The organism is Halopseudomonas xiamenensis (assembly GCF_014219065.1).
In the GTDB taxonomy this organism is placed as follows: Bacteria; Pseudomonadota; Gammaproteobacteria; order Pseudomonadales; family Pseudomonadaceae; genus Halopseudomonas; species Halopseudomonas xiamenensis.
Map to the genome: position 1 here is coordinate 1 of NZ_JACLGO010000026.1, position 25,129 is coordinate 25,129.

21 protein-coding genes are annotated in these 25,129 nt (G+C 62.6%); 10 read left to right on the forward strand and 11 right to left on the reverse strand.

What is annotated here, in order from left to right; genetic code table 11:
• Positions 1–93: 93 nt before the first annotated feature.
• Positions 94–1,641 (reverse strand): hypothetical protein, encoded by a 1,548-nt coding sequence (locus H6X51_RS15585; protein ID WP_185268396.1) that lies wholly within the window; start codon positions 1,639–1,641, stop codon positions 94–96.
• Positions 1,642–1,803: 162 nt separating this feature from the next.
• Here H6X51_RS15585 and serB point away from each other — a divergent pair, with 162 nt between their 5' ends.
• Positions 1,804–3,015, forward strand: a complete 1,212-nt coding sequence (gene serB, locus H6X51_RS15590) for a phosphoserine phosphatase SerB (RefSeq protein ID WP_185268397.1) — start codon at positions 1,804–1,806, stop codon at positions 3,013–3,015.
• A gap of 262 nt (positions 3,016–3,277) precedes the next feature.
• Here serB and H6X51_RS15595 read toward each other — a convergent pair whose 3' ends face one another.
• The 3 genes from H6X51_RS15595 to epmB form a co-directional block, all read right to left on the reverse strand.
• The gene (locus H6X51_RS15595; RefSeq protein WP_185268398.1) at positions 3,278–5,344 is read right to left on the reverse strand and encodes an EAL domain-containing response regulator; all 2,067 of its coding nucleotides are present in this window, start codon (positions 5,342–5,344) and stop codon (positions 3,278–3,280) included.
• A 54-nt stretch (positions 5,345–5,398) separates the two neighbouring features.
• Complete coding sequence (locus H6X51_RS15600) at positions 5,399–7,180, reverse strand: molecular chaperone (protein ID WP_185268399.1); 1,782 nt, start codon at positions 7,178–7,180, stop codon at positions 5,399–5,401.
• Positions 7,181–7,299: 119 nt separating this feature from the next.
• A complete protein-coding gene (gene epmB, locus H6X51_RS15605) occupies positions 7,300–8,340 on the reverse strand; it encodes an EF-P beta-lysylation protein EpmB (protein ID WP_185268400.1) in 1,041 nt (346 codons plus the stop codon).
• Between the two features lie 120 nt (positions 8,341–8,460).
• On the opposite strand from epmB, the gene efp reads away from it, so the two are divergent.
• Both efp and epmA read left to right on the forward strand, forming a co-directional pair.
• A complete protein-coding gene (gene efp, locus H6X51_RS15610; RefSeq protein WP_105643653.1) occupies positions 8,461–9,027 on the forward strand; it encodes an elongation factor P in 567 nt (188 codons plus the stop codon).
• Positions 9,028–9,235: 208 nt separating this feature from the next.
• Complete coding sequence (gene epmA, locus H6X51_RS15615) at positions 9,236–10,195, forward strand: elongation factor P--(R)-beta-lysine ligase (protein ID WP_185268401.1); 960 nt, start codon at positions 9,236–9,238, stop codon at positions 10,193–10,195.
• 233 nt (positions 10,196–10,428) lie between these two features.
• Here the strand turns inward: epmA and actP are convergent, their stop codons facing one another.
• From actP to H6X51_RS15630, 3 genes are read right to left on the reverse strand one after another with little or no spacing between them, the layout of a single operon-like run.
• Positions 10,429–12,090 (reverse strand): cation/acetate symporter ActP, encoded by a 1,662-nt coding sequence (gene actP / locus H6X51_RS15620; protein WP_185268402.1) that lies wholly within the window; start codon positions 12,088–12,090, stop codon positions 10,429–10,431.
• A complete protein-coding gene (locus tag H6X51_RS15625) occupies positions 12,087–12,395 on the reverse strand; it encodes a DUF485 domain-containing protein (protein ID WP_185268403.1) in 309 nt (102 codons plus the stop codon). Before H6X51_RS15625 ends, actP begins: the two co-directional genes overlap by 4 nt.
• 58 nt (positions 12,396–12,453) lie before the next feature.
• A complete protein-coding gene (locus tag H6X51_RS15630) occupies positions 12,454–12,762 on the reverse strand; it encodes a DUF485 domain-containing protein (protein WP_185268404.1) in 309 nt (102 codons plus the stop codon).
• A 663-nt stretch (positions 12,763–13,425) separates the two neighbouring features.
• On the opposite strand from H6X51_RS15630, the gene H6X51_RS15635 reads away from it, so the two are divergent.
• The 7 genes from H6X51_RS15635 (at position 13,426) to H6X51_RS15665 (ending at position 22,779) form a co-directional block, all read left to right on the forward strand.
• A complete protein-coding gene (locus H6X51_RS15635; RefSeq protein ID WP_185268405.1) occupies positions 13,426–14,661 on the forward strand; it encodes an NADH:flavin oxidoreductase in 1,236 nt (411 codons plus the stop codon).
• A 36-nt stretch (positions 14,662–14,697) separates the two neighbouring features.
• Positions 14,698–16,176 carry an FAD-dependent oxidoreductase gene (locus H6X51_RS15640; RefSeq protein ID WP_185268406.1) on the forward strand — a complete coding sequence of 493 codons (1,479 nt, stop codon included), beginning with the start codon at positions 14,698–14,700 and terminating at the stop codon, positions 16,174–16,176.
• A 118-nt stretch (positions 16,177–16,294) separates the two neighbouring features.
• Positions 16,295–17,485: an acyl-CoA dehydrogenase family protein gene (locus H6X51_RS15645; protein WP_185268407.1), complete on the forward strand. Its 1,191-nt coding sequence runs from the start codon at positions 16,295–16,297 to the stop codon at positions 17,483–17,485.
• A 10-nt stretch (positions 17,486–17,495) separates the two neighbouring features.
• Complete coding sequence (locus H6X51_RS15650) at positions 17,496–18,626, forward strand: acyl-CoA dehydrogenase family protein (protein ID WP_185268408.1); 1,131 nt, start codon at positions 17,496–17,498, stop codon at positions 18,624–18,626.
• A gap of 41 nt (positions 18,627–18,667) precedes the next feature.
• Positions 18,668–20,338 (forward strand): class I adenylate-forming enzyme family protein, encoded by a 1,671-nt coding sequence (locus H6X51_RS15655; protein ID WP_185268409.1) that lies wholly within the window; start codon positions 18,668–18,670, stop codon positions 20,336–20,338.
• A gap of 22 nt (positions 20,339–20,360) precedes the next feature.
• The gene (locus H6X51_RS15660) at positions 20,361–21,152 is read left to right on the forward strand and encodes an SDR family NAD(P)-dependent oxidoreductase (RefSeq protein WP_185268410.1); all 792 of its coding nucleotides are present in this window, start codon (positions 20,361–20,363) and stop codon (positions 21,150–21,152) included.
• A 49-nt stretch (positions 21,153–21,201) separates the two neighbouring features.
• A complete protein-coding gene (locus H6X51_RS15665) occupies positions 21,202–22,779 on the forward strand; it encodes an MFS transporter (RefSeq protein ID WP_185268411.1) in 1,578 nt (525 codons plus the stop codon).
• Positions 22,780–22,839: 60 nt separating this feature from the next.
• Here the strand turns inward: H6X51_RS15665 and H6X51_RS15670 are convergent, their stop codons facing one another.
• Genes H6X51_RS15670 through H6X51_RS15685 form a run of 4 tightly spaced genes read right to left on the reverse strand, consistent with a single transcriptional unit; the run spans position 22,840 to position 25,096 of the window.
• Positions 22,840–23,295 carry a nuclear transport factor 2 family protein gene (locus H6X51_RS15670; RefSeq protein WP_185268412.1) on the reverse strand — a complete coding sequence of 152 codons (456 nt, stop codon included), beginning with the start codon at positions 23,293–23,295 and terminating at the stop codon, positions 22,840–22,842.
• Between the two features lie 34 nt (positions 23,296–23,329).
• Positions 23,330–24,121 (reverse strand): SDR family oxidoreductase, encoded by a 792-nt coding sequence (locus tag H6X51_RS15675; protein ID WP_185268413.1) that lies wholly within the window; start codon positions 24,119–24,121, stop codon positions 23,330–23,332.
• Between the two features lie 29 nt (positions 24,122–24,150).
• The gene (locus H6X51_RS15680; protein WP_185268414.1) at positions 24,151–24,618 is read right to left on the reverse strand and encodes an SRPBCC domain-containing protein; all 468 of its coding nucleotides are present in this window, start codon (positions 24,616–24,618) and stop codon (positions 24,151–24,153) included.
• A 22-nt stretch (positions 24,619–24,640) separates the two neighbouring features.
• A complete protein-coding gene (locus H6X51_RS15685; RefSeq protein WP_185268415.1) occupies positions 24,641–25,096 on the reverse strand; it encodes a nuclear transport factor 2 family protein in 456 nt (151 codons plus the stop codon).
• Positions 25,097–25,129 lie beyond the last annotated feature (33 nt).

Below are 25,129 nucleotides of genomic sequence, written 5' to 3' on the forward strand. Positions count from 1 at the left end.
GTAAGGCCGGAAGCCCCGATTGCCCCTCCACCCTGACAGGTCCATTTTGGACCTGTAGGAAAACCATACAAGCCCCGTCTCGGGGCGATGCGCTCAGGGCTGCTGTCTGCTCACGCTCTGCAGATGCTGCTCCAACTGCCCCTGATAGGGCTCGCGCAGCCGCTCCACGCAATAGATGCCCGGTTGGCTCGCCAGCCGGCGCAGCGTGGCCTTGTCGCTGAGCAGGCCGCTGCCGGCCAGCTCGGCGTCCAGCAGCAACAGGTTGCGGCTGTACTGCATGCGCTCGAGCATCAGCGCGCAGTCATCCGAGACCTGGGCCAGCTCATCGGCCGGAATATCCTGGCACGGCGTATGGCACAGGGCGATCTGCACATGCAGGGCGACGCCGGTATCGGCGATCTGGATCTGCAGTTCATGCCCCAATACCCGCATCAGCTCGCCGCAGCACAGGGCGTTGCCCAGCTGGTCGGCATTATCCGGGTGGAAGAAGATCAGGCTGGTGCCATCCATCAGCGTGTGCAACTGGCCGTCGCAGGCGCGGCTGGCCTGCTCCAGTTGCTCGCGGTAGCGCTCCAGCAGGCCAAGCAGGCGGGGCCGCGGCAGGCGGTGCAGAGTATTCTGGTCACCCAGGCGTATCGCCAGCACCGTGCTGGCAGGCGCTGGCGGCACCGGAGCAGATTCCAGTTCGGTCAGCTCGTCGCTGAGCGTGACGGCGGTATCCGCTGCAGCGGTGTTGTCCGGCTCGATGGCAGCGGTTTCGTTGTCCGTTTCTGTATCGATGCGGGGTGTATCGACGGCGGCTGACGGGCCCGGGTCTTCGGTTTCTGGCTCCATCTCTGCCGCCAGCAATGGCTGGAGCTCTTCCACCAGTTCCTCGAAGGATTCCATCTCGGCTTCATCAATCTCTGGTTCCAGCTCCGGTTCCGGCTCGGGTTCCGGTTCCGGCGGCAGGTCGGTTATGCGGCGTTCGGCCAGGCGCCTGGCCAGGTCGCCCAGCTCATCGGCGCGGCGAATCCCCGGGGTTGGCATATCGGAGTCGCCATACCAGTTGCCGAGACCGGCCAGTACATGACGCATGCCGACGCCAAGCCGCCAGGCAAGCAGTCCGGCGATCACCAGCAGCAATGCCAGGCTCCACAGCAGTCCCTGCAGCATATTGCTCACCGGCTCGGTGAAGGGCGCGCGGGCCAGGCTCAGGTGCAGTTGGCCGATCAGTTCATCCTGGAAGTGTACGGCGGCGATGAAGCGTCCCTGGCCGGGTGCCAGACTGTTGGCGGCGGGTCTCCTGCCAGCTTCGGCAACGACCCGGTTATTGGCTCCGGTCAGGCTGGCCTGCGCGATCATCGGGTTCTGCACCCATTGGGCGAGGATGATATTCAGGCTCAGGGTGTCATTGGCCGCGAGTGGATCGGCGACCAGCGAGGCGATCTGCCGGGCCAGTTCGCTGCCGGCCTGGTCGGCCTGCCGGGCGATGTCGCGTTGCAGCTGGAACTGGCCGAACCAGAGCACCAGCACGAACATCAGCAGCAAGGGGACCAGGGTCAGCAGCATCAACATGCTGGGCAAGGTCAGGCGTTTTTTGCGCAGCGAGGCATGGCCGCGCAGAAACAGATTGTCAGATGAGTTCGGTGTGTGATTCAAAATATGACTCGATCGATGAATGAGAGGCAGGGCCGGCAGCCTGAAACGCCGTAGGAATTGAAGTATAGCCATTAGCACTGAGGGGAAAAAGGTTGCGCCCGTGATGAATTGGGCATTTGCGGGTAGAATGGCCGATCCCAAATTCTGACTGGAGCGGCCACCTTGAAGGAAATCGTCCTGATCAACATTACCGGTCCCGATCGGCCCGGCCTGACGGCGGCCATCACCGGCATCCTGGCGCGGGCGAGCGTCAGGATTCTGGATATTGGGCAGGCTGTTATCCATGACACGCTATCGTTTGGCATCCTGGTGGAAATGACTGGTGAAGGTGGTCTTTCTGACGTGCTCAAGGATGTTTTGTTCCGCGGCTATGAACTGGACCAGCAGGTGCGCTTCACGCCGGTCAGTGCTGAGGAGTACAGCCGCTGGGTTACTGGCCAGGGCAAGCCACGGCATATCGTCACCCTGCTGGCGCGTCGGGTCACCGCCGAGCATATCGCCCGGGTCAGCGAAATCACCGCCCGCTACGGCCTCAATATCGATCATATCGATCGTCTGTCCGAGCGTATTCCCGATGGCATGCCGGCTGATCAGGGCAAGGGTTGCATCGAGTTCTCGGTGCGTGGCGAGCCGGCTGATCCGGCGGCGCTGCGTACCGAATTCCTGGCCATCGCCCAGGAGCTGAACGTGGATATCGCCTTCCAGCAGGACAGCGTGTTCCGTCGCAACCGCCGTCTGGTGGTATTCGACATGGACTCCACACTGATCGACGCCGAGGTGATCGACGAGCTGGCCAAGGCCGCTGGCGTGGGTGACCAGGTCGCCGAGATCACCGAGCGGGCGATGCGCGGCGAACTGGACTTCAAGGCCAGTTTCCGCGAGCGCATGGCGCTGCTCAAGGGCTTGCCGGAAACTGTACTGGAGGAGATCGGCCAGTCGCTGCGCCTGACCGAGGGGGCCGAGACCCTGATCGGGCAACTGCGCCGCCTGGGCTACAAGACCGCCATCCTGTCGGGGGGCTTCAGCTATTTCGCCGAAGGATTGCAGAAGCGTCTGGGTATCGACTACGTCTATGCCAATGCGCTGCCGACACGCGATGGTCTGGTGACCGGCGAGGTGCTGGAGCCTATCGTCGATGGTCAGCGCAAGGCTGACCTGCTGCGCGAGCTGGCCCAGCGCGAGGGTATCAGCCTGGAACAGACCATTGCCGTGGGTGATGGCGCCAATGATCTGCCGATGCTGTCCATCGCTGGGCTGGGCGTCGCCTTCCGCGCCAAGCCACTGGTCAAGCAGTCGGCCAAGCAGGCGATTTCCACGCTGGGGCTGGATGGCATTCTGTATCTGCTGGGGTTCCGTGATCGGGAAGGGTTCTGAGAAGAACGCCCTCGATTGGTACCTTGCTGGTTTTCGTCCTGGGCTTTTCCCCGGCATCCTTAACTCTCGTTCACCGTCATCCTCGGCGAAGGCCGAGGATCCACCGTCCACTCCGGGTTGGCCGGTACCCCTGGATCCTTCGCCTCGGCTTTGGCTTCCTGCGTCGCCCTACCTCCTGCATCCATGCAGTCGTGCGCGAAGGATGACGAGGTGGGAGGGCTGGCGAGGTTAGGGAAGGATGGCGGGGAGCAGCGGAGACTGATTACTCGCTGGAGAAGTTGTAATTCATGCTGTCGCTGGGCGGTTGCAGGTAGTCGCCCTGGATATAGTTGACGCCGGCCTGCCACAGCGTCGGCATCATGATCGCGCTGTCGACGCAGGATACGATGGTCAGCTTGCCCTGGTTATGCAGTGTGGCAACCATTTCCTTGAGCTGTTCCACGGCCTGGGCGTCGGACAGGTCGCGGCTGAAGGATTCGTCGATCTTCACATAGTCGACGGGCAGGTGCTTGAGGATCGTGTAGGGGTTCAGCGCGCCGCCGAAATGGCTCAGCGATATCTTCGAGTGCATGCTGTGCAGTGACTCGGCCAGGACCTTGGCGTGTTTCAGGTAGTTATTGGCGTCGGCGTCGTTGAACTGGAAGACCAGGGCATCGGCCGGCAGCCGGGATTCCTGCAGCAGGCTGGCGATCCACTTGATGATTCCGGGGTCCTGCAGGCTGGCGCTGCTCAGGTTGAGTATCAGCCTGGTGTCGCTGCCCTTGGCCCGGTGCTGGGTCAGCCGGTCGATCGACCGGCCGATCAGCCAGCGATCGATGTCCATCGCCAGGCCCGACTCCAGGGCGGCGGACTGGAAGTCCGCCAGTGGCACTTCCTCGCCCTGGTTGCTGGGCAGTCGCAGAAAAGCTTCGTAGTGTTCCGAGTTGTCGCCGCGCAGGCTGATGATCGGCTGGAACTGCAGGCTGAAGGCGTTGGTTTCCAGGGTATGGCGAATCAGCGCGATGATATTGCCGCGATTGGCCAGATGTTCCAGCTCCTCGAGCGGATTGAATACCTTGATGGCGTTGCCGCCGGCCTGGCTGACCTGTTCGGCCAGGCGGTGTGCGCGCTCGATGGCCTGGGTCGGTTCCGGATTGGTTTCGCTGATGGCGGAAACGCCGATGCTGGCGGTGATCTGGATGGTACGGCCGTTGGCCTCGAACAGGTTGCTCTCGATCTGCTTGAGCAGTGCCGGCAGCTGGCTTGCGACCGCCTCCGGTTCCGTGGCGGCGATCAGGACGCTGCAGGCATCGTCACTGAAGCGGGCGAGCAGGGCGTTTTCCGGAACGAAGCGCCGCAGGATCTGCGCCAGGTCGGCCAGGATCAGGTCCGAGCCGCCGATGCCGATGTCCGCCTGCAGCGCGCTGAAGTTGTCGATGCTGATGTACACCAGGGTACTGGGCTGGCTGTTGCGTACAGCCTGTTCGCTGACGCTGTCGAGCTGTTCCTGGAACCAGGAGCGGTTGTACAGGCCGGTCACCAGGTCATGGCTGGCCATGGCCTTGAGCTTTTCCTCGAATTCGGCGCTGGCGGTCTCGGCGCGTATTACCACCTGGGTGCAGGGTTCGCCGTCGTAGTTGGCCGGTGAGAAGCCGAGCATGATGGGGAATTCCTTGCCATCGCTGTCCACCGCTGTGCAGCGCATCTCGCTATGCTCGCCGCGGCTGGCGTAGTGACGCATGAAGTCCTTGAAGTTGTTCTGGTCCTTGGCGGCGATCAGCTCGAGCATTGGCTCGGCGGCCAGATCGTCGGCATCGTCGTAGCCGAACAGGCGGGTATAGGAGCGGTTGGCGTAGATATGCATGCCGTCGAGCACGTAGGCGATGGCGTCGACCGAGCTGTCCAGCAGCAACTGGCAGCGCTTTTCCGTTTCGCGCAGGGCCTGCTCGGCGATGCGCCGCTGGCGGCGTGCGGCCAGGTTGGTCAGCTCGCGCTTGACCACCATGGTCAGCAGGGGCTCGGCATCGCCCGGGACGCAGTCCTGCATACCATTGCGCAGGGCTGCGGTACGGGTGTCGGTGTCGTCCTGCTCGGCCAGCAGGATGAAGGGCACGTCATGCGACTGGCTGATGATCAGGCAGGCTTCCTGGGCGCTCATGAAGCTGGTCTCGGGGCATGCCAGGCACAGGTCCCAGGTCTGCTGCAGGGATTCGTGCAGATCTTCCAGCGAACTGATGCGGTGTGCGCGGGTGGCATGCCCGGCGTTGCGCAGCATGCTGACCAGACGTTCCGCGTTGTTCTGCGAATCATCCAGAATCAGTAGTCTAATGGCGTGTGCATCGATGGCCATGGCGTCCCATTCGTCTAAAGCAGTCCCATCCTTGCGGATCCCAGACGATTGAATCTACAGAGACTTCCAGAGCGAGTCAAAGTCATCCTCCGAGCCAATGCTGAAACTTGTGCTATCGGTCTCGGTTTGGCCCTGGGTGTGATCCGGCTGATTCAATATGTGGTGCTCGAACTGGCTGAAACTGCCGGTGGCGGCGATACGCTGGATCAGCTGCGCGCGCAGCTCCTGACCACCGAGCAGCAGCATCACCTTGCTGTTCACCTGGAACGGCAGGCGTGGGGTGATCAGTGTTGCGGGGCGGTCGATGGCGGTGACTTCCGGCAACAGCAGCGCGCGCAGGTAGCGGCTGGGGTGCTCGGTCTTGCGCAGCAGCTTGATCGCGCAGGGGGTGCAGTGCGGGGCGACCAGCTCGATGCCCATCTGGGTGCCGCCACCGCGTACCTGGCGAATCCAGCGTACCACTGCCAGGCTCCAGCCCTGGTCGCTTTCTTCCTGTACACCCAGCAGTTCACCGGCCTGTAGCTGCTTGGGGACTTCGCGTGGCCAGGTCAGGCAGAAGCCGCCGGGGCTGTGGTTGATGATGCGCAGGCTGTGCACCGGGTAGTTCTCGGCGTTTTCTTCGTCGCTGGGCTCGCTGCTGGTGGTGGTGTAGTTGATCTTTTCCACATCCGGCGTCCAGTCCACCGACCTGTCGCCATCGAAGGCGGTGCTCCAGCCGTCCTGCTGGGCGCGGCGGTTGGCATCGGAAAACGGATTGCTGTCCTCGGCATTGATGAAGCGCGAGAAGCTGGTGCCGGCGATCTGGAAATGGGTGGCGCTCATGCCGATGGTGATGCGCAGCTCGCCGCGACCGGGCATGCGGTTGAAGGTCCGCTCGGCCAGGTCGCCCCAGGACTGGCTGATATGCTGCAGCAGTTCCACACCCAGGCCCTCGGGGACCTGCAGGTGGTGGCGGGCCGGTTCGTTGTCGAGCAGGTACTGCTTGATGGTATCGACCAGGTGGCGAGTATCCAGGCCGAGACTGCCGGTGAGGTCTTCGTCCAGCACCAGTGAGCGGTAGCGCGGCGGGCAGTCCATGGCCGGGTTGATGATGAACAGCGCACCCTTGGCGTCCGGTTCGACCAGCGCGGCCATGCTGCTCCAGTGCTCGAGCACAGCGAACAGCCGCGCCATGACGCTCTGGCGCATCTGGTTGGGGCGGGCGGTGCCCAGCAGCAGTACCGCCAGGTAGGCCTGCTCGATGCTCAGCGCCTTGCCGGCCATGCTTTCCCTGTCAGCGACAGCGACCTGGTGCAGCTTGCGCTTGCGCGCCAGTTGGTACAGCTGGTGGATCTCCAGCCAGATGCCGTCGGCGACCGGGCAATACAGCTGGTAGGCGCGCAGCAGCGGGCCGCACAGGGCGCGTATGGCGCGCTGGATGGCCAGTGGCATGATGTCGGCGCGGTCGCGGCTCTTCATGCTGGCTTCCTGGGCGACGACGATCTTGTAGCCGGTGGCCAGGTGGTTCTGCAGTGACTGGGACAGGTTGGCGACCTTGCGCGGGCGATCCTCCAGGACGATGGACTGCCCCAGGTAGTAGCGTGACAGGGCGGTGCAGACGTAATGCACCTGGGGCCGGATCAGTTCCAGCATGGCCAGGCGTTTGTCCGGGGCGATCTGTAACTGGTTGAGTTCGATCAGGCCCTTGTACAGCTGGCGGGCGGTTTCGCCGATATTGGCCTTGGGCAGGTTGGCGATCCAGTGGGCTATGCCCTTGTCGGTGCTGTCGGCGAAGCTCAGGGATTCGAGCGTTTGCGCAGGCACTCGCAGATTCATTGTGGGCGTGGCGTTATCCATAACATTTTTCTTCCGTTGTAGCCCCTTGAGGCCAAATCGAGAACGAATCAAGCTGGAGTCCAATACATGAGTTACGCCAAGAATGAGTGTTTGATCACACTGTAGCAGTTGGTCAATGCCTAAGCTAAGCGGTCATTTGCCCTGATTAACTCGGGATGCAATGGTGTCTTGCTGGTTTCACCTGCGATCTCCCGCACCAGACGTGGAACCAGGAAACCCGGCAGTCTAGCGAGCATCTCACCGGCCAATCCTCTGGCCGTTGCGTCGTCTACATGAAAATGCTGTGCCCCTCTGACATGATCCAGCACGTGCAGATAGTAAGGCAAAACGCCATGATCTCCTAGGGCTTCGCTGAGTGCCAGCAGATCCTCGATACGATCGTTGACGCCCTTGAGCAGCACTGTCTGGTTCAACAGCATGATGCCCGCCCGGCGCAGGGTGGTGATGGCCTGGCCAAGCTGTCCGTCGAGTTCATTGGCGTGGTTGCAGTGCAGCACCATGCTCACTGGCAGGCGCGTGCCGCACAGGGCGTCGATCAGGCTGCTGGTCACCCGCTGCGGGATCACCACCGGTAACCGCGTGTGCACCCGCAACCGGCGGACATGGGCTATGTCGGCAATTTCCCGGGTCAGCCAGGCCAGGCGCTTGTCGTTGGCCGCCAACGGGTCACCGCCGCTGTAGATGACCTCGGCAATGCTAGGGTCCTGGCGTATGTAGTCCAGCGCCTGTTGCCACTGGTCGGTACTCAGGGCGTTGTCGGCATATGGGAAATGCCGGCGGAAGCAGTAGCGGCAGTTGACGGCGCAGCCGCCGCTGACGATCAGCAGCAGCCGGCCGTGGTACTTGTGGATCACGCCCGGGCGGGCATTGCTGTGCTGCTCACCCAGTGGGTCGAGCACGAAATCCGGGTGTTCCAGCAGTTCCTCGCCCAGCGGCAGCACCTGGCGCAGCAGCGGGTCGGTGGCATCGCCCGGGCGCATGCGGTTGACGTAGGGCTCGGGCACGCGCAGCGGGAAATCGGCACTGGCAGCCTGTGCCGGGGCCAGCAGGGCCGGGTCCAGCTGCAGGCGTCGCAACAGCTCCCGTGGGTCGGTAATACTCTGCGCCAGCAGGCTTTGCCAGCTGACGGACTCAACAGGCGCTAAAGATCCATGTATCATTGGGGTTTTTCCGCGCATGGGTGGCAGGGGCATCCGTCGGGCGTTGCACGCAACGCCGGGCTGTGACCATCGGTCGGCGCGTTTTCGGATGTATCCGTTCAAACAGCAAGTGGGAAATCTATGGCCAACTATTCTACCAACGAATTCAAGCCGGGTCTTAAGGTGATGCTCGACGGCGATCCTTGCGCGATCCTCGAGAACGAGTACGTCAAGCCGGGCAAGGGACAGGCCTTCAACCGGGTCAAGGTGCGCAACCTGAAGACCGGTCGGGTCAACGAGCGGACCTTCAAGTCGGGTGACAGCCTGGAAGGTGCCGACGTGATGGATCGGGACATGGAATACCTGTACACCGATGGTGAGTTCTGGCACTTCATGGCCACCGACGGCTCCTTCGAGCAGTTCGGTGCCGATGAGAAAGCCGTGGGTGACACTTCCAACTGGTTGAAGGAGCAGGTCGTCTACACCATCACCCTGTTCAATGGTTCGCCGATCGCCGTGACACCGCCGAACTTCGTCGAGCTGGAAGTGGTCGAGACCGATCCGGGTGTGCGTGGCGATACCTCCGGCGGCGGCAACAAGCCGGCCAAGCTGGTGACCGGTGCGGTGGTCAAGGTACCGTTGTTCATCAACGTTGGTGATGTGCTCAAGGTCGATACGCGTACCGCTGACTACGTCGGCCGTGCCTGAGAACCCGCTTACGATCTGCTGCGCGTCGGCCCTGCTGCGTTAAAAACAGGCTCGGAATGCTCATTTACGATTTGTAAACTCCGCTTCCTCGCCTGTTTTTGCCTTGCATGGCTCTAGCTCGCGAGATCGTAAACGGGTTCTGGACAAGCGCTGATGCACTAACGAAACCGGGGCCCAGGCCCCGGTTTTTCATTCGTGGAGTTCATGCATGATCGACTGGCAACCCAGCGCCCCGCTGGCCAACCTGCGCCGCCGGGCGCAGATCATCGCCGGCATCCGCCGGTTCTTCGCCGAGCGCGACGTGCTGGAGGTGGACACCCCCACGCTGTCCGCGGCGGCAGTCAGCGACCCGCACCTGTTCCCCTTCGCCGCCGAGTACGTCCCCGAGGGCGGCGGCCAGGCGCAGACCCTGTACCTGCATACCTCGCCGGAATATCCGATGAAGCGCCTGCTGGCCGCCGGCAGTGGCTGCATCTGGCAACTGTGCCGGGTCTATCGCAACGGCGAAAGCGGTAGCCGGCACAACCCGGAGTTCAGCATGCTGGAGTGGTATCGGCTGGGCTTCGATCATCATCAACTGATGGATGAGGTGGATGAGCTGGTCGATTCGGTGCTGGGCTGTGGGCGCTCGCGCCGGGTGACCTATGCCGCGCTGTTCGCTGAGCACCTGGGCGTGGATATCCATGGCTGTGAAGACGCCGAGCTGGCGCGGCTGGGGCGTGAGCATTGCGACTTCCGTGGCGAGCTGGACCGCGATGGCTGGCTGAACCTGCTGTTCTCCCACTGCATCGAGCCCAGGCTGCTGCAGCCGACCATGGTATTTGCCTTTCCCGCTTCCCAGGCGGCGCTGGCCAGGGTGGTGGAAGGTGATGACCGGGTGCCCAGTGCGGCGCGTTTCGAGCTGTTCATCCAGGGCATGGAATTGGCCAACGGCTATTTCGAGCTGACCGATGCTGCCGAGCAGTTGCGCCGTTTCGAGTCCGATCAGCAGTCGCGCGAGGTATTCGGGCGTGCCGCGTTGCCGATTGACCGGCGGCTGGTCAGTGCCCTGCAGCAGGGCTTGCCGGAGTGCGCCGGCGTGGCGCTGGGGGTTGACCGATTGGTGATGCTGGCGCTGAACGCCAGCCATATCGATGAGGTGATTGCCTTCCCGTTGCAGCGGGCCTGATTGGTAAGGCTGTCGGGGGTGTAGCGTGCCTGTGTCCAGCAGCACCTGTGCTGCCGTCGAGCGGGCGCTCGACAGCCCGGGGCTGTGCCTGGGGGTGTAGCGCGCCCGCGCTACGCCTGCGGCCTTTCAGTCTGTACGTCGTCGAGCGAGCGCTTGGTAGCCTTGGGCAGGGGCAATTGAAAAATCCCCGGAGCAGTACCGCCTCCGGGGATTCGTCTGGTGCCGGTCCAGCCTTAGTGGGCTACCGCTCCACTGCGACCGATACCGGTCTGGCTGCGCACGGTCAGGGCGTCGAAGGCATCGCGCTCACGCTCGGCGCGCGCGGTCCTGTCGGTGATCGAGAAGAACCAGATCGCGATGAACGCCAGCGGGATGGAGACAATACCCGGGTTGGGGAAGGGGATGATTGGCTCGGCGTTGCCGAACACATCGACCCATACGGTCTTGCTCAGCACCACCCAGACGGTCGCCACCAGCAGGCCGATGAAGCCGCCCATCACCGCACCACGCGTGGTGCAGCCACGCCAGGAGATCGACAGCACCAGCACCGGGAAGTTGGCGCTGGCGGCGATGGCGAAGGCCAGGCCGACCATGAAGGCCACGTTTTGATCCTCGAAGATGATGCCCAGCAGGATCGACAGCACGCCCAGTACCAGGATCGAGATCTTGGAGATGCGCATCTCCTGCTTCTCGGTCGAGCGTCCGCGGGCGATCACGTTGGCGTACAGGTCATGGGCGATCGAGGCGGCGCCGGCCAGCGCCAGGCCGGCGACCACCGCGACGATGGTGGCGAAGGTGACCGCCGCCAGGAAGCCCAGCAGCAGACTGCCGCCCACCGCATTGGACAGGTGCACCGCCGCCATGTTGGTGCCGCCGATGAGGTCGGTCAGCATGTTGAAGCTGCCGTCCAGGCCACCGTGGAAGAATTCCGGATGACGGACCAGCAGGGCGATGGCGCCGAAGCCGATGATGAAGGTCAGGATGTAGAAGTAGCCGATGAAGCTGCTGGCCCAGATCACCGACTTGCGTGCTTCCTGGGCGCTGGAGACGGTGAAGAAGCGCATCAGGATGTGCGGCAGGCCGGCGGTACCGAAGGCCAGGGCCAGGCCCAGCGACAGCGCGTTCAGCGGATTGCTGGTGACAGCCTCGCCCGGTGACATCAGTTCCTCGGCATAGGGGTGCACGGTCACCGCCTCGGCGAGCATGGCATCAGGGCTGAAGTTGAAGGCATACAGTACCAGCGCCGACAGCAGCGTACCGCCGGCGAGCATCAGCACCGCCTTGATGATCTGTACCCAGGTAGTGGCCGTCATGCCGCCGAAGAACACATAGATCATCATCAGCGCACCGATGATCACCACCGCGAACTTGTACTCGATACCGAACAGCAGCACGATCAGCTTGCCGGCGCCGACCATCTGCGCGATCAGGTACAGCGCGATGATCAGCAGCGAGGCGCTGGCGGCGAGGATGCGTACCGGCGTCTGTTCCAGGCGGAAGGCGGTGACGTCGGCGAAGTTGTAGCGCCCCAGGTTGCGCAGGCGCTCGGCGACCAGGAACATCACCACCGGCCAGCCGAACAGGAAGCCGATGGCATAGATCACGCCGTAGTAACCGGAGACGTAGACCATGCCGGCAATCCCCAGGAAGGAGGCCGCGGAGATGTAGTCACCGGCAATCGCCAGACCGTTCTGGAAGCCACTGATGCCTCCGCCGGCGGTATAGAAGTCGGAGGTGGTCTGGGTCTTGCGCGCAGCCCACCAGGTGATGCCCATGGTGCCGGCGATGAATAGCAGGAACATCACGATGGCTTCGGTGTTGGCGCCATGGCCGGTCTCGGCGAAGGCGGCTGGCGCGGCCAGGGCGAGCAGGGCGCCCCACAGGAGCTTGTTCATTGCACATCCCTCATGATCGCTGCCAGCAGCGGGTCGAATACCTTGTTGGAGAAATAGGTGTACAGGGCAATCAGGATCACCGCGCTGCACGCCACCAGCAGGCCGACGAACAGTCCGACACTCATGGTCCAGGTCGCTCCCAGGGGCTGGGCGAACACCTCGGGCAGATAGGCCATGGTCAGGATGAAGCCGGCATAGATCAGCAGGGTGAGCCCGAAAAAGCTCATGCTGACCCGGGTACGGCGTTTCACCAGTTCCTGGTATTTGGGGTGCTTGAGCACCTCGGCCACTACGTCTCTTTGCATTGTTATTCTCCTTTCTGGTTTTGCTCGTCCACCGGCAGGCTCGGCATGGACGCTGTTTTTATTGCTCTTGGGTTATCGGTATGGAGTTGTCCGGGCCGGTATGGTCACGGCTGATGGTGTTGAAATGCAGGGTGGCCAGGACGAAGGTCAACAACAGCAATAGCAGGCCAAGCCCCCAGAACAGGGTGCTGGAGGCAGTCGACAGGGGCGCGCCGAGCCATTCGGGTTGAAAGGCGACCAGTACCAGAAAGCCCAGATACAGCAGGCTCAGGCCCAGGGTGCAGGTCCAGACGAAGCCACCACGCTGGCGCTCACGGGCAGCGGGGAAGCACGGCTGGGGGACTCGCAAGTCAGTTTTCTTATGCATGTTGTTATTTTTCCTGGCCGAATACGGGCTGGTATGCAGACTCTAAATCAGTGCTGGAAGGAGAAAAGGCGACCTTAGTCTTAGGCCGCCATGGGGAGTGATTGCGCAGCGCGGGGTAGGGATGTTGTGTAAGACATTGGCTATATGGAGCGTGGGAAATAGTAGTCAATCACTGTGAGATGAGTAGGATATTTGACAGGCGTAAATTTTTAACTTATTGATATTAAATGTAAAAAATAAAAATAACCTGAATGGGTGAGACAGTTATTGATATTGAACGGGAATTTTTTCTGGCTATGATGTGTCCATGCGCGACGGACTGCGCTACTTGGCAGGGAGCTGAGTCAGGGATCATCAGGGAAGGTGGCAGTCAGGACGACTGGTCAGGGACGGCAGGTAGGGATAGCGCAAAAAATCAAGGGCGGGGGTAACCCCGCCCTTTTTTTTGTCTGCTATCCATACCACCGGCCACCCTCGGGCCGTCGCAGGCGACATCGGAAACTTCTCCCTTCTTCCCGTGCTTCACTTTCTCCTCGTCTGATCAGACGATGCCGGCCTTTCGCGGACTTTCCAGAATCGATGCAATCGACCCCGGGCAATCCTGGCCGAGCCGCCACCGTTGGGCATGGCTCGGCCAGCGGTCCATTCGTTTCGGAGACCAGCATGGCAGGCATCGAACAACAACTATCCCGAGCCTATACCCCGATCACCATCGGCCCGTTGACCCTGCGCAATCGTTTCATCAAGTCAGCCACCAACGAGGGCATGTCCCCGGACGGCGTGCCGTCGCGTCAGCTGGTGCAATTCCATGCGGCGATGGCCGCCGGTGGTGCCGGCCTGACCACTGTGGCCTATTGCGCGGTCAGTGGTGACGGTTGCACGTTACCCAATCAGATTGTGATGAACCGCGCCACCTTGCCGCATCTGCGTGCGCTGACCGATGCCGTGCATGCAGAAGGTGGTGCGGTTTCCGCGCAGATCACCCATGGTGGTTGCTTCATCTTCGTCAAGCCGCCGGGCCAGGGGCGTCCGATTTCGGCCAGCGGTGGTTTCAACAAGATCGGCCTGATGAGCGGGCAATACCTCAAGCGAGAAATGAGCGTGGCGGACATGCAGCGGGTGGCGGCGGATTTCGCCGCGGCCGCCGAGCTGGCCCGCGAGGCCGGTTTCGACGCGGTGGAAATCCACATGGGCCACGGCTACCTGCTCAGCCAGTTCATCTCGCCGCTGTACAACAAGCGTCGGGACGAATACGGCGGCAGCCTGAGCAACCGGATGCGCTTCCCGCGCATGGTGCTGCGCCGGGTGCTGGATGCGGTGGGCGAGGACCTGGCAGTGATCTGCAAGTTCAGCATGACCGAGGGCGTGCGCAGTGGTAATCGCATCGAGGACGGCGTGGCGGTGGCGCGTGAGCTGGCCGAGGAGGGCGCGCATCTGCTGGTGCTGAGCGCGGGGATGAACGCCGAGTCGATCAAGACCATGTTCGGCTCCTCCTTCCCGCCGGAAAACCGGGCGGTGGTGACCAACCCGATCATGAAGGCGGCCATGTTCCTGCAGTCGCTGTCCGAGAAGCCGCTGGAATTCCGTGAACTCTATCTGCTCCAGTACGCCCGCAAGGTGCGCGAAGCCGTGGATGTGCCGCTGGCCTATCTGGGCGGGGTAACCTCGGCCCAGGGGGTTGCCCAGGTCATGGAGGAGGGGTTCGACACCCTGGCCATGGGCCGGGTGCTGATTCATGACCCGAACTGGGTAAAGCGGCTGGGCGAAGGACAGATCCAGCGCAGCGGCTGCACCGCCTGCAACCGCTGCGTGACCATGATGTACACCGATGGGGGCACCAGCTGTGTGCTGGGCCAGCCGGGTGATGCGCAGCTCAATCGTATGCCGGCAGCTGGCTGACACTCCCCTCGACAATCAATGCAGAAGGACGCTGGAATGCAAGACGACAAGAGTTATTCCCCCGCCAGGGCTTGCCCGCTCGCAGCAGTGCCGGGCTGGGACCTGGAAGCCGATGTGGTGGTTGTGGGCTTTGGTGCCGCCGGGGCATGTGCGGCGATCGAGGCGCGCGAGGTCGGGGCCGATGTGGTGGTGCTGGAGGTGGCCGGCGTGGGTGGCGGCAGTGCCAGCCTGTCGGGTGGCGAGGTCTATGTGGGTGGCAACGGTGGCACCGATGTGCAGCGCGAGCATGGCTTCAGCGATGCCACCGAGGATTTTCAGCGGTACCTGATGATGGCCGGCGGGCCAGCTGCCGACGCCGAGCGCGTAGCGATCTATGCCGATAATGGTGTGGCGCATTTCAACTGGCTGCGCGAGCAGGGCGTACCCTTCAAGGGTACCTACCTGCCGGGAAAATGGATCGAGCCGCCGACGGACGACACCCTGTTGTGGTCCGGCAACGAGAAGTCCTGGCCCTATCTGGAGCAGGCCAGACCAGCACCGCGCGGGCACACCGTGCAGTTCGTCGGCTGGGGTGGTGGCCAGGTGCTGATGGAAACCCTGTGTAGCCGTGCCGAGGAACTGGGCGCGCAGGTGCGCTATGACAGCCGGGCGCTGGCCCTGGTCGTCGATGAGCGGCAGCGTGTGGTCGGTGTGGTCACCCGTGAGGCGGGTACGCCGCGCTTTGTCCGGGCGCGGCGTGGGGTGGTTCTCTGTGCTGGTGGTTTCATCAGCAACACCGCCATGGTTGAGCGCTTCGCTCCCGCCGCGCTGGATTGCGAACTGCAGGTCAGTGCCGGCAATGATGACGGTGCCGGTATCCGCATGGGCATGAGCGTCGGTGCCGCCACGCTGAACATGCAGGAGTTCTTCGCAACCCTGCCGTTCTTCCCGCCGGCCTCACTGGTCAAGGGCATCTTCATCAATGAGCGTGGCCAGCGCTTCGTCAACGAGGACTGCTATCACGGGCGCGTTGCCCATCACGTGCTGCGCCAACCCAATGGTCGTGCCTGGCTGCTGGTCGACAACGAGATATTCGGCCGTCCGGTGATCCAGGAAGATATCCAGATAGCGGCGGTTGGCGAGAGTTGGGAAGAGGTCGAGCAGGAGCTGGGCTTGCCGGCCGGTGCATTGGTACATACCGTCGAGGAGTTCAACCGGCTGGCGGCACAGGGGCAGGACCCGTATTTCCACAAGACCGCCGAATGGCTGCGCTCCCTGACCGAGCCGCCGTTTGCCGCGTTGAGCTATTGCAAGGGAGATTTCCAGGGCCATGCCTTTACCCTCGGCGGATTGGCTGCGCGGCCCAGCGGCGAGGTGCTGGATGCCGAGGCTCAGCCCATCGCCGGATTGTATGCTGCCGGACGAACCGCCTGTGGCCTGCCGCGCTGGGGCGAGGGCTACAGCTCGGGGCTGTCGCTGGGCGACTCGACCTTCTTCGGCCGGCTGGCTGGACGCAGTGCGGCAGCGGATGACTGAACAAGCATGCCGCCAATCGTCCGTCCGGACGACGTCGCGACGCTGGTGCTGGCGTTAGAGTCGACGCATAACCAAGACCGGGTCCGCGATCTGGTGAGAACAACAAGCAGGTAACACGATGAACGAGCTAGAAGTATTTCGCCAGGAAACCCGAGCCTGGCTCGAGGCCAACTGCCCGGCCTCCATGCGCACGCCCATGCCCTCCGACGAGATGGTCTGGGGCGGGCGTACGGTCGAGTTCAAGCATGAGGACCAACGCCTGTGGTTCGAACGCATGCGCGACAAGGGCTGGTTCTGCCCCGACTGGCCGGTGGAGTACGGTGGTGGCGGACTGAGTCCGCAGCAGGTGGCGATTCTCGATGCGGAAATGCGCCGGCTGCACTGCCGCCCGCCGCAGATCAACCTGGGTATCTGGATGCTCGGGCCGGTATTGCTGGAGTTCGCCAGTGAGCAGCAGAAACAGCAGTTCCTGCCGCCCATGGCCGGTGGCGAGATCCGCTGGTGCCAGGGTTTCTCCGAACCCAATGCCGGCTCCGACCTGGCCAGCCTGCGTACCAGTGCGGTGGTCGACGGTGAGGACTTCGTGGTCAACGGCACCAAGATCTGGACCTCCTACGGCAACAAGTCTGATTGGATGTATGCATTGGTACGCACCGGCCCCATGGAGCCGAAGCAGGCCGGTATCAGCCTGATCGTGCTGGACATGGCCTCGCCCGGGGTGACGGTGTCGCCGATCGACCTGATCAGCGGCAAGTCCAGTTTCTGCCAGGTGTTCTTCGACAATGTGCGGGTACCGCGTTCGCAACTGATCGGCGAGCTGAATGGTGGCTGGCCGCTGGGCAAGGCGCTGCTGCAGCATGAGCGCAGTGCCATGTCCAAGTTCAGCGAGTCGGCGCTGCCGACCCATTTCGACCTCGGTGAGTTCCTCGGCAAATACCTGGCCAGCCCGCAGACCACCGCCGAAACCGTGCTGCAGCAGCGGGCCGTCGTCTGCCTGATGCAGGAGGAGAGCTTCCGCCTGACCAACCAGCGGATCTACCAGACCCTGCGTGCCCGACAGGATGCGTCCGGCCTGATGGCTATCGCCAAGCTGGTGCATACCGAGCAGGAGCGCAGCAAGTTCGAGCTGTTGCTGGAAATCATGGGCAACCATGCCATGGGTTGGCAGGGCGAGGGCTTCGACCAGCGCGAGCTGGATCTCACCGGCGCGTGGCTGATGAGCTTCGCCCAGACCATTGCCGGTGGCTCATCGGAAGTGCAGTTGAACGTGATTGCCAAGCGCGTGCTTGGCCTGCCGGAAGCCAAGTGAGGAGAGTGCCGTGAGTCTGGTTTATAACGAAGATCAACTGCAATTGCAGGACAGCGCACGTGACTTCCTTTCGGCGCGTTCGCCGGCTTCCGTGCAACGGGCAATACGCGACCAGGATATCGCTGCCGGTTACGACGCGGGCGTCTGGCAGAGCATGCTGGACCTGGGTTGGAGCGCGGTGGCGTTCAGTGAAGCCGATGGCGGGCTGGATTTCGGCTTTGCCGGATTTGCCCCGCTGTTCGAGGAAATCGGTCGTCACCTGGGCGCCTCGCCGCTGCTGAGCAGCATAGTGCTCTGCGGTGGCCTGATCGAGCAACTGGGCAGCGAGCAGCAGCGCCAGCAAAGGCTGCCGCAACTGATCAGTGGTGAATTGCGCCTGGCGCTGGCGCTGGAGGAAAATGCCCGGCATGCGCCCGAGGCTATCCAGCTCGAGGCTCGTCGCGATGGGGACGGCTGGGTACTGAGCGGTGAGAAAACCTGGGTGGCCGATGCCCGCGAGGCTGACGGCTGGTTGGTGGTGGCCCGTGAGTCAGAGGGCCGTTGCGGTGTATTCCATGTGCGAGCCGACCAGGCCGGCGTGCAGACCAGTGCCCGTAGCATGATCGACTCGCGCAACATGGCTGCCTTGCGCCTGGATCAGGTGCGGGTTGCCGCCGACGATCGACTCGGCAGCAACGATGCCGGCAAGGCGCTGGATCTGGTGCTGGACTGGGGGCGGGCGTGCCTGGCCGCAGAGCTGCTGGGCATGTCGGAAACCGCCTTCAGCATGACCGTCGAATACCTCAAGACCCGGGTCCAGTTCGGCGTACCGATCGGTAGCTTCCAGGCGCTGCAGCACCGTGCGGCACGTTTGTATGCCGATCTGCAACTGGCGCGCAGCAGCATGATGGCGGCCTTCGCCCAGCTTGATCGTCCCGGCGGTGATGACCGTGAGCGCCGGCGGCTGGTCAGCCTGGCCAAGTGGCAGGCGGGCCAGGTGGCCCAGCGGGTCAGTAACGAGGCGATACAGATGCATGGTGGCATCGGCGTCACCGACGAATATGATCTGGGACTGTTCCTCAAGCGCATGCGCATGGCACAGAACCAGCTGGGCAACAGCGATTACCACTGCCAGCGCTACAGCGACAATCGCAGCGCCTGAAGGCCGTTGCCGATCATTACAAGAACGACAAAGAGGTGAGCATGCAAACCAGTCTTCTGGAACAATGGCAGACCTGTAACCAGCAGTTGTTGAGCGCCCAGTCGCCCTTTGCCCTGGGCGAGGACGAGCAGGGTCGCAAATACTTCATCAATGCCCCGGCGACGCTGACCGAAGCCATCCAGGCCGGTCGCCGCCATGCTGATGCGCCTTTCCTGCTGTGGTGTGACCAGCGCTACAGCTTTGCCGAGTTCTACGCGGCTGCCGACCGCATGACCGCTGCGCTGCAGCAGGTTCTTGGCGTCCGTCCCGGTGAGCGGGTGGCGATCGCCATGCGCAACCGCCCGGAATGGATGATCGCCTTCACCGCCTGCGTGCAGGCCGGCGCCGTCCCGGTACCGCTGAACAGCTGGGGGCTGGGCGATGAACTGTTGCACGCCATCGGGGATGCCGGAGCCGGTGTGTTGATCTGCGATCCGGAGCGTTATCAGCATCTGCAGGAGAACCTGGCACAGATCCAGCTGGTATTGGTCGATGGCACACCTCCGCCAGGCCAGTATGCCTGGCAGGCGTTGATGGATGCCGAGCTGGCGCCCATGCAGTTGATCGAACCCAGGCCGGATGATATCGCTCAGGTGCTCTATACCTCCGGCACCACCAGTCGTGCCAAGGGCGTGGTATCCAGCCATCGGGCCGTTGCCCAGGCGCTGTTCGCGCTGGACTACCAGGGGGCCTTCGCCGGCATGACATCGCCGGAGCGGGTCAGGCCGATCATCGAGTCCGGCCTGCAGCCCACGGCCCTGATCAGCTTTCCGCTGTTCCATGTCAGTGGCCTGCAATCGCAGTTTCTCAGCATGCTGCGCAATGGTCGGCGCATGGTGATCATGTACAAATGGGATGTCGAAGAGGCGTTGCGGCTGATCGAAACCGAGCGTTGCACCCAGTTCAACGGTGCGCCGGTGATGATGCAGCAACTGATCAACCATCCGCGATTCGACAGCTCGGCCACCGCCAGCCTGTTCGCCCTCGGCATGGGCGGTGGGGCCTCCTCCGAGGTGCTGCTGCAGCGGCTGCTGGCGGCCAAGCCCAATGCCATGGTCGGTGCCGGTTTCGGCATGACCGAATGCAACGGCATAGGCGCTGCGCATTCCGGAGAACAGTTCATGCATTTCCCCGGCAGTGCCGGATGGCCATTGCCACTGGTTGACCTGGTCATCGGCGAGTCGCCGGAGCAGCCCCTGCCGGCGGGCGAGGAAGGGCCGATCTGGATGCGTTCGGTAACGCTGATGGAGGGTTACTGGAATCGCGCCGAGGAGACCAGCGAGGCCTTGCACAATGGCTGGCTGTACAGTGGTGATGTCGGTTACCTCGATGAGTACGGCATGCTCTACGTCACTGGCCGGATCAAGGACATCATCATCCGTGGTGGCGAGAACATTTCCGCGTTGGAAGTCGAGCAATGCGCCGGTGCCCATGCCGCCGTGGTCGAGGCGGCTGCCTTTGCCTTGCCCGATACCGAAATGGGTGAGTGCGTGGCGCTGGTAGTGCATGTGCGCGAAGACCTCGGCGAACAGGAGTTGCGCAACTTCATGGCTGGCCGGTTGGCGGCCTTCAAGCTACCCAGCCGTATCTGGTTCACCGATCAGCCGCTGCCGCGCAATGCCACGGGCAAACTGCAGAAAACACAGATCAGGCAGGCTGTGGGGCTCGCTTGAACAGCGTCGAGGTGAGACCAGCATGAGTAATCTGAATGGAAAGGTCGCCATCGTCACTGGTGGCGCCCAGGGCATCGGCCGCGGCATCGTCGAAGCCTACGTCAACGCCGGTGCCCGCGTGCTGCTGAGTGATATCAACAGCGCGGCCATCGAGCGGGCCGTGGATGAGCTGGAGGCGTTGCAACCGGGCCGGGTATTCGGTTACCGGGCCGACGTCACCAGCAAGGAGCAGGTCCAGGCTATGGTCGCCGCCGCCATCGAGCATTTCGGACGGCTGGATATCCTGGTCAACAACGCCTGGAAGGGTGCCGGACTGGCGCGTCTGGAGCAGCAGACCGATGAGCAACTGCGTGGCGCCTTCGACATGGCGGTGATGGCGGCGTTCTGGGCCATGCAGGCGGCGCTGCCGGAGTTTCGTCGGCTGGGTGCCGGGCGGGTGGTCAACCTGTGTTCGCTGAATGGCGTCAATGCGCATATGTACAGCGCCGACTACAACGCCGCCAAGGAAGCACTGCGCAGCCTGACCCGCACTGCAGCGCGGGAGTGGGCCGCGGACCAGGTGTGCTGCAACATCATCTGCCCCGGTGCCGCCAGTGAAGCCTATCGGCGCTTTGCCGAAGCGAGTCCGGACAATGCCCGGGCCATGGAGCAGGCCAACCCCATGGGGCGCATCGGTGATCCGCTGCACGATATCGGTCCGGTGGCGGTATTTCTCGGCAGCGACGATTGCCGCTACGTGACCGGCAATACCTTCTTCGTCGATGGCGGGGCGCATATCAATGGAGTGCACTGGGCCCCGCAACTGCCTGCCTGAGTTCGAAAGCGGTTCCCACAACAATAACGACAATCCAATCGAGGGTCCGATGAGTCAAGATGTCGCCAAGCCCTGGGCCAGCTTCATCGCCCTGTTGTTCGCCACCTTCGTCACTATCGAGGCGGCAGCCTTCCAGGCACCGGTGCTGCCCAGTGTCACCGAGCACTTTTCCATTCCGGTCAACCTGGCCGCCCTGATCCTGATCTTCTACTTTGTCGCGGTGGCGGTGTGCGCGCCGATGATGGGACGGCTAGGGGACCAGCATGGGCGCCGGCGCATGATCAGCATCGGCCTGGTGGTATTCGGTATTGCCGAATTCATGGCCGCCTGGGCACCGAGTTTCTGGTTGTTCCTGGTGGCGCGCTTTCTCCAGGGACTGGGGGTGGCCTGCATATTCCCGGCGGTATTCAGTTACGTGAACCGCCTGTTTCGTGAGGACCAGCGTGGCATGGCCCTGGGTGTGCTGATGTTCGTCATGACCTTCGGTGCCGCCAGTGGCGGTCTGCTGGGTGGCCTGATGATCGACGCCCTCGGCTGGCGCAGCGTCTATCTGGTCAGCGGGGTTCTGGCGTTGTTGGGGCTGGCCCCGTTGCTGCTATGGGTACCGGAACAGCGTGGCGAGGTGGCGGCGGGGCGCTTCGACTGGTTGGGGGCGGTGCTGTTACTATCGACCATCACCGCGCTGCTGTCGCTGCCGACCTGGGCCGCCAACTTCGGCAGCGACTCCTGGGTGACCTGGAGCATAGTTGTGGTCGGTGTTGCCAGTCTGTTGTGGCTGTGGCAGCACAGCGGGCGTGAGGCGGCGCCGATACTGGACGTCTCGCTGCTCAAGGACCGGCGCTTTGCCGTGCCCAGCGCCATCTACTGGATACAGATGATCCTCAGCAGTGGTGTGGTCTACTCGCTGGCGTTCTTCATCAATACCCGCCCCGGCGGCAGCGCCGCGCAGTTCGGCATGGTCACCCTGGCGCTGTATGGCAGCACCATGCTGGCTTCGCCGATCGCCGGCAAGCTGATCGACCGTATCGAGCCACGCCGGGTCGCTACCCTGTCGCTGGTTGGCAGCCTGCTGGCGCTGATCCTGTTTTCGCGCATGGGGACGTCGGTACCGCTGGTGTCGGTACTGCTGCTGGTGAGCCTGATCGGCCTGATGATGGCGGCCAACAGTACGGCGCTGATGAAACTGGCGCTGGGGGCAGTACCGCCGCATAAATCCGGCGCCGGTTCCGGTCTGTTCAGCATGTTGCGTGATCTTGGCCTGCCGACCGGCTCGTCGCTGGCGCTGGCGATCTTCGGCTTGTCCTCGAGTTTCCATACCCGCCGTGTTGCCGAGCAGACCGCCGCCGAGCTGGAGCTGGGCGAGACCCTCGCTGCTGAATTACTAAGGGCAGCGACGGTGCGGGGCACCGAGATGAGCGCTGAGCTGACAGCGGCATTGCTGGACTCCGGTGCCGGAGTCGATCAGGTGCTGGAGAGTATTACCGTTGCCTCACTGGGCGGGGCAATCAGCAGTGTTGGTTATCTGCTCACCGGGCTGTTGGTGCTGGCCCTGGCGTTGACGCCGTTTCTTGGGCGGAGGGCGGATGTGCAGGCGGTTTCCGGCGTGGGGGCGGCTGTTTCGCGCTAAGTGTTGCGAGCGGACAAGAAACCGGCCCGCATCAGCGGGCCGGGTCGGTATGGCAGGGGATCAGTTGATCGGCCTGGAGGTAATATTGCACTGGCTATCCAGCGGCTGGATCATTTCCAGCAGACGCTTGTAGCCGGTACGCAGGATGCGCCATTGGCCATCGACCTTGGTATAGCGATCTTCGTAGATGGCGCTGCCGTGCAGGATAGTGCCTTCATCCAGGTTGATGAAAATATCGTGGAGGTACCATAGGCCAGTGGCCTCATCACCCTTGACGCTGATTTCCGGGGTATGGCCGTTGTGCATGCCGAAGCGGCGATTGGTGAAGGAGGTACCGTAGAAATCCATGGCTTCGCTCATGCCATTGATCTCGAGCTGATAGGTTGGGCTGTCAAAACGGATCAGTACATCCTGCGCCAGTATCCCGCGCAGCAGTTCCAGGTTACAGGTGTCGATACCGCGGAAATAGCGGGCCTTGAGTTGCTTGATCTGCTCTATCTCATACAGCTCTTGCATGTTGTGTCCTTTTAATCGGGTAGGAAGCGGGGGATCAGTGGGGCAGGTAGTGGCCGCCATTGACATCCAGTTGGGCGCCGGTTACGACCTTGGAATAGTCGCTGGCCAGATACAGGGCAGCGGAAGCACAGTCAGCATCGTCGGGAATCTTGCGTAGCGGGATCTGCTGGGCGATCTGCTCGACCAGTGACTCGACGCTGGCTCCCAGGCGTTTGGCTTCACTCTCGAAATACTGGATCACCGGCGTGCCCCACATCCAGCCATTGAAGGTGCTGTTGACACGGATACCGAACGGCCCCAGGTCTTCAGCCAGGTACTGCACAGCGGTCTTCAACGCACCCTTGGAGACCGCGTATCCGGCTTCCATCTGGTTGGGGCGGCGGGTGGCCATGGTGTTGACCATGACGATGCTGCCGGATTTCTGCTGTTTCATCTGTGGCACTACCGCCTGGGTCATGTTCATGCTGCCGAACAGGTTGACTTCCATGGTCTTGCGCCAGTCATCCATCTGCGAGTTGCTGGACGACCCCCAGTTGCCGTGGGCGTAGGCGGAGTTGATCAGCGCATCGATACGTCCGAAATGCTCCACTGTCAGCTTGGCCAGTTTTTCGCATTGGGCGGTCTGGGTGATGTCGGTAGGCAGTTTGAGGATATCGCAGCCATGGCCGGCCTCGCGGATGGCGGCTTCGGTCTCATCCAGCATGGTTGGCGTGCGAGCTGCCAGCACCACGGCTTTGGCTTGATATTCGGCGGCGCGCAGCGCCAGCTTGATGCCCATCCCCGGGCCGATTCCGGAGATGATGATGATCTTGTCTTTCAATAGCATGGAGCACCTCTCTTGTTGTATGGGCGTGTTCAGCGGCGGCTGGCGTAGAGCGCCTCGGCGCGTTGTTTGAGATCGCGGGCTACCTGGTCGAAGGCCTGTTTCACCCAGGCACCGTGTTCCGCCATGATGGTGTCGGCATTGATGCCGAGGAACTGATCGGTGGTGAAGTAGGTGCTGCGCTCGGGGCCGATGGCTTCGACATACTGATCGCGGCGGGCGGCGTCCTTGTTTTCCGGCACTGGTCGCTGTTCCCAGGACAACAGCTGCTCCGGCTCGCAGGCCACCAGGTATTCATTGACCGGTACCTCGGTATCGGTACCCGGCAGGCGCACCAGCATCTCCACCGGGTCATTGATCTGCATGCCGCAGCGGATGCTGAAGCAGAAGCTGTTCCACTGCTCGTACTTGTCCAGATCGGTCAGTACCTCCCAGACCACGCTGGCCGGGGCATCGATCTCGACCTTGATCGAGGTGACAAGGTTTGCGGCTTTGGTCATGTCGAACTCCTTCTTGTTGTTGTCAGTTGATTGGTTTGGAGGTGATCTGCAGCTGTTCAGGCAGCGGCTCGACGGTCTCCAGCAGCGTCTGGTAGCCGGTTTCGGCGATCAGCCACTGGCCGTCGCGCTTGACGTAGCGATCCTGATAGATCGCGCTGCCCTGCATATGGGTGTTTTCTTCGAGGTTGATGAAGATGTAGCTCAGGTACCACAGTGCCGTAGCCTGATTGCCGTCGACCTCGATTTCCGGGGTATGTCCGTTATGCGTGGCCAGGCGGGTAGGGGTGAAGGAGGTCCGGTAGAACTCCAGCGCCGGCTCCAGCCCCTCCAGGTGGAACTGGTAGGCGGGGCTCTTGAAGGCCAGTTTGACGTCCTCGGTCAACATGGCCCTGAGCATGTCCAGGTTGCAGGTGTCGATAGCGCGGAAATAGCGCGCCTTGAGTTGCTTGATACGTTCGATGGCTTCGAGATCCAGCATGTGCAGATACTCCCGATGGTTCAGCTGTTGAGG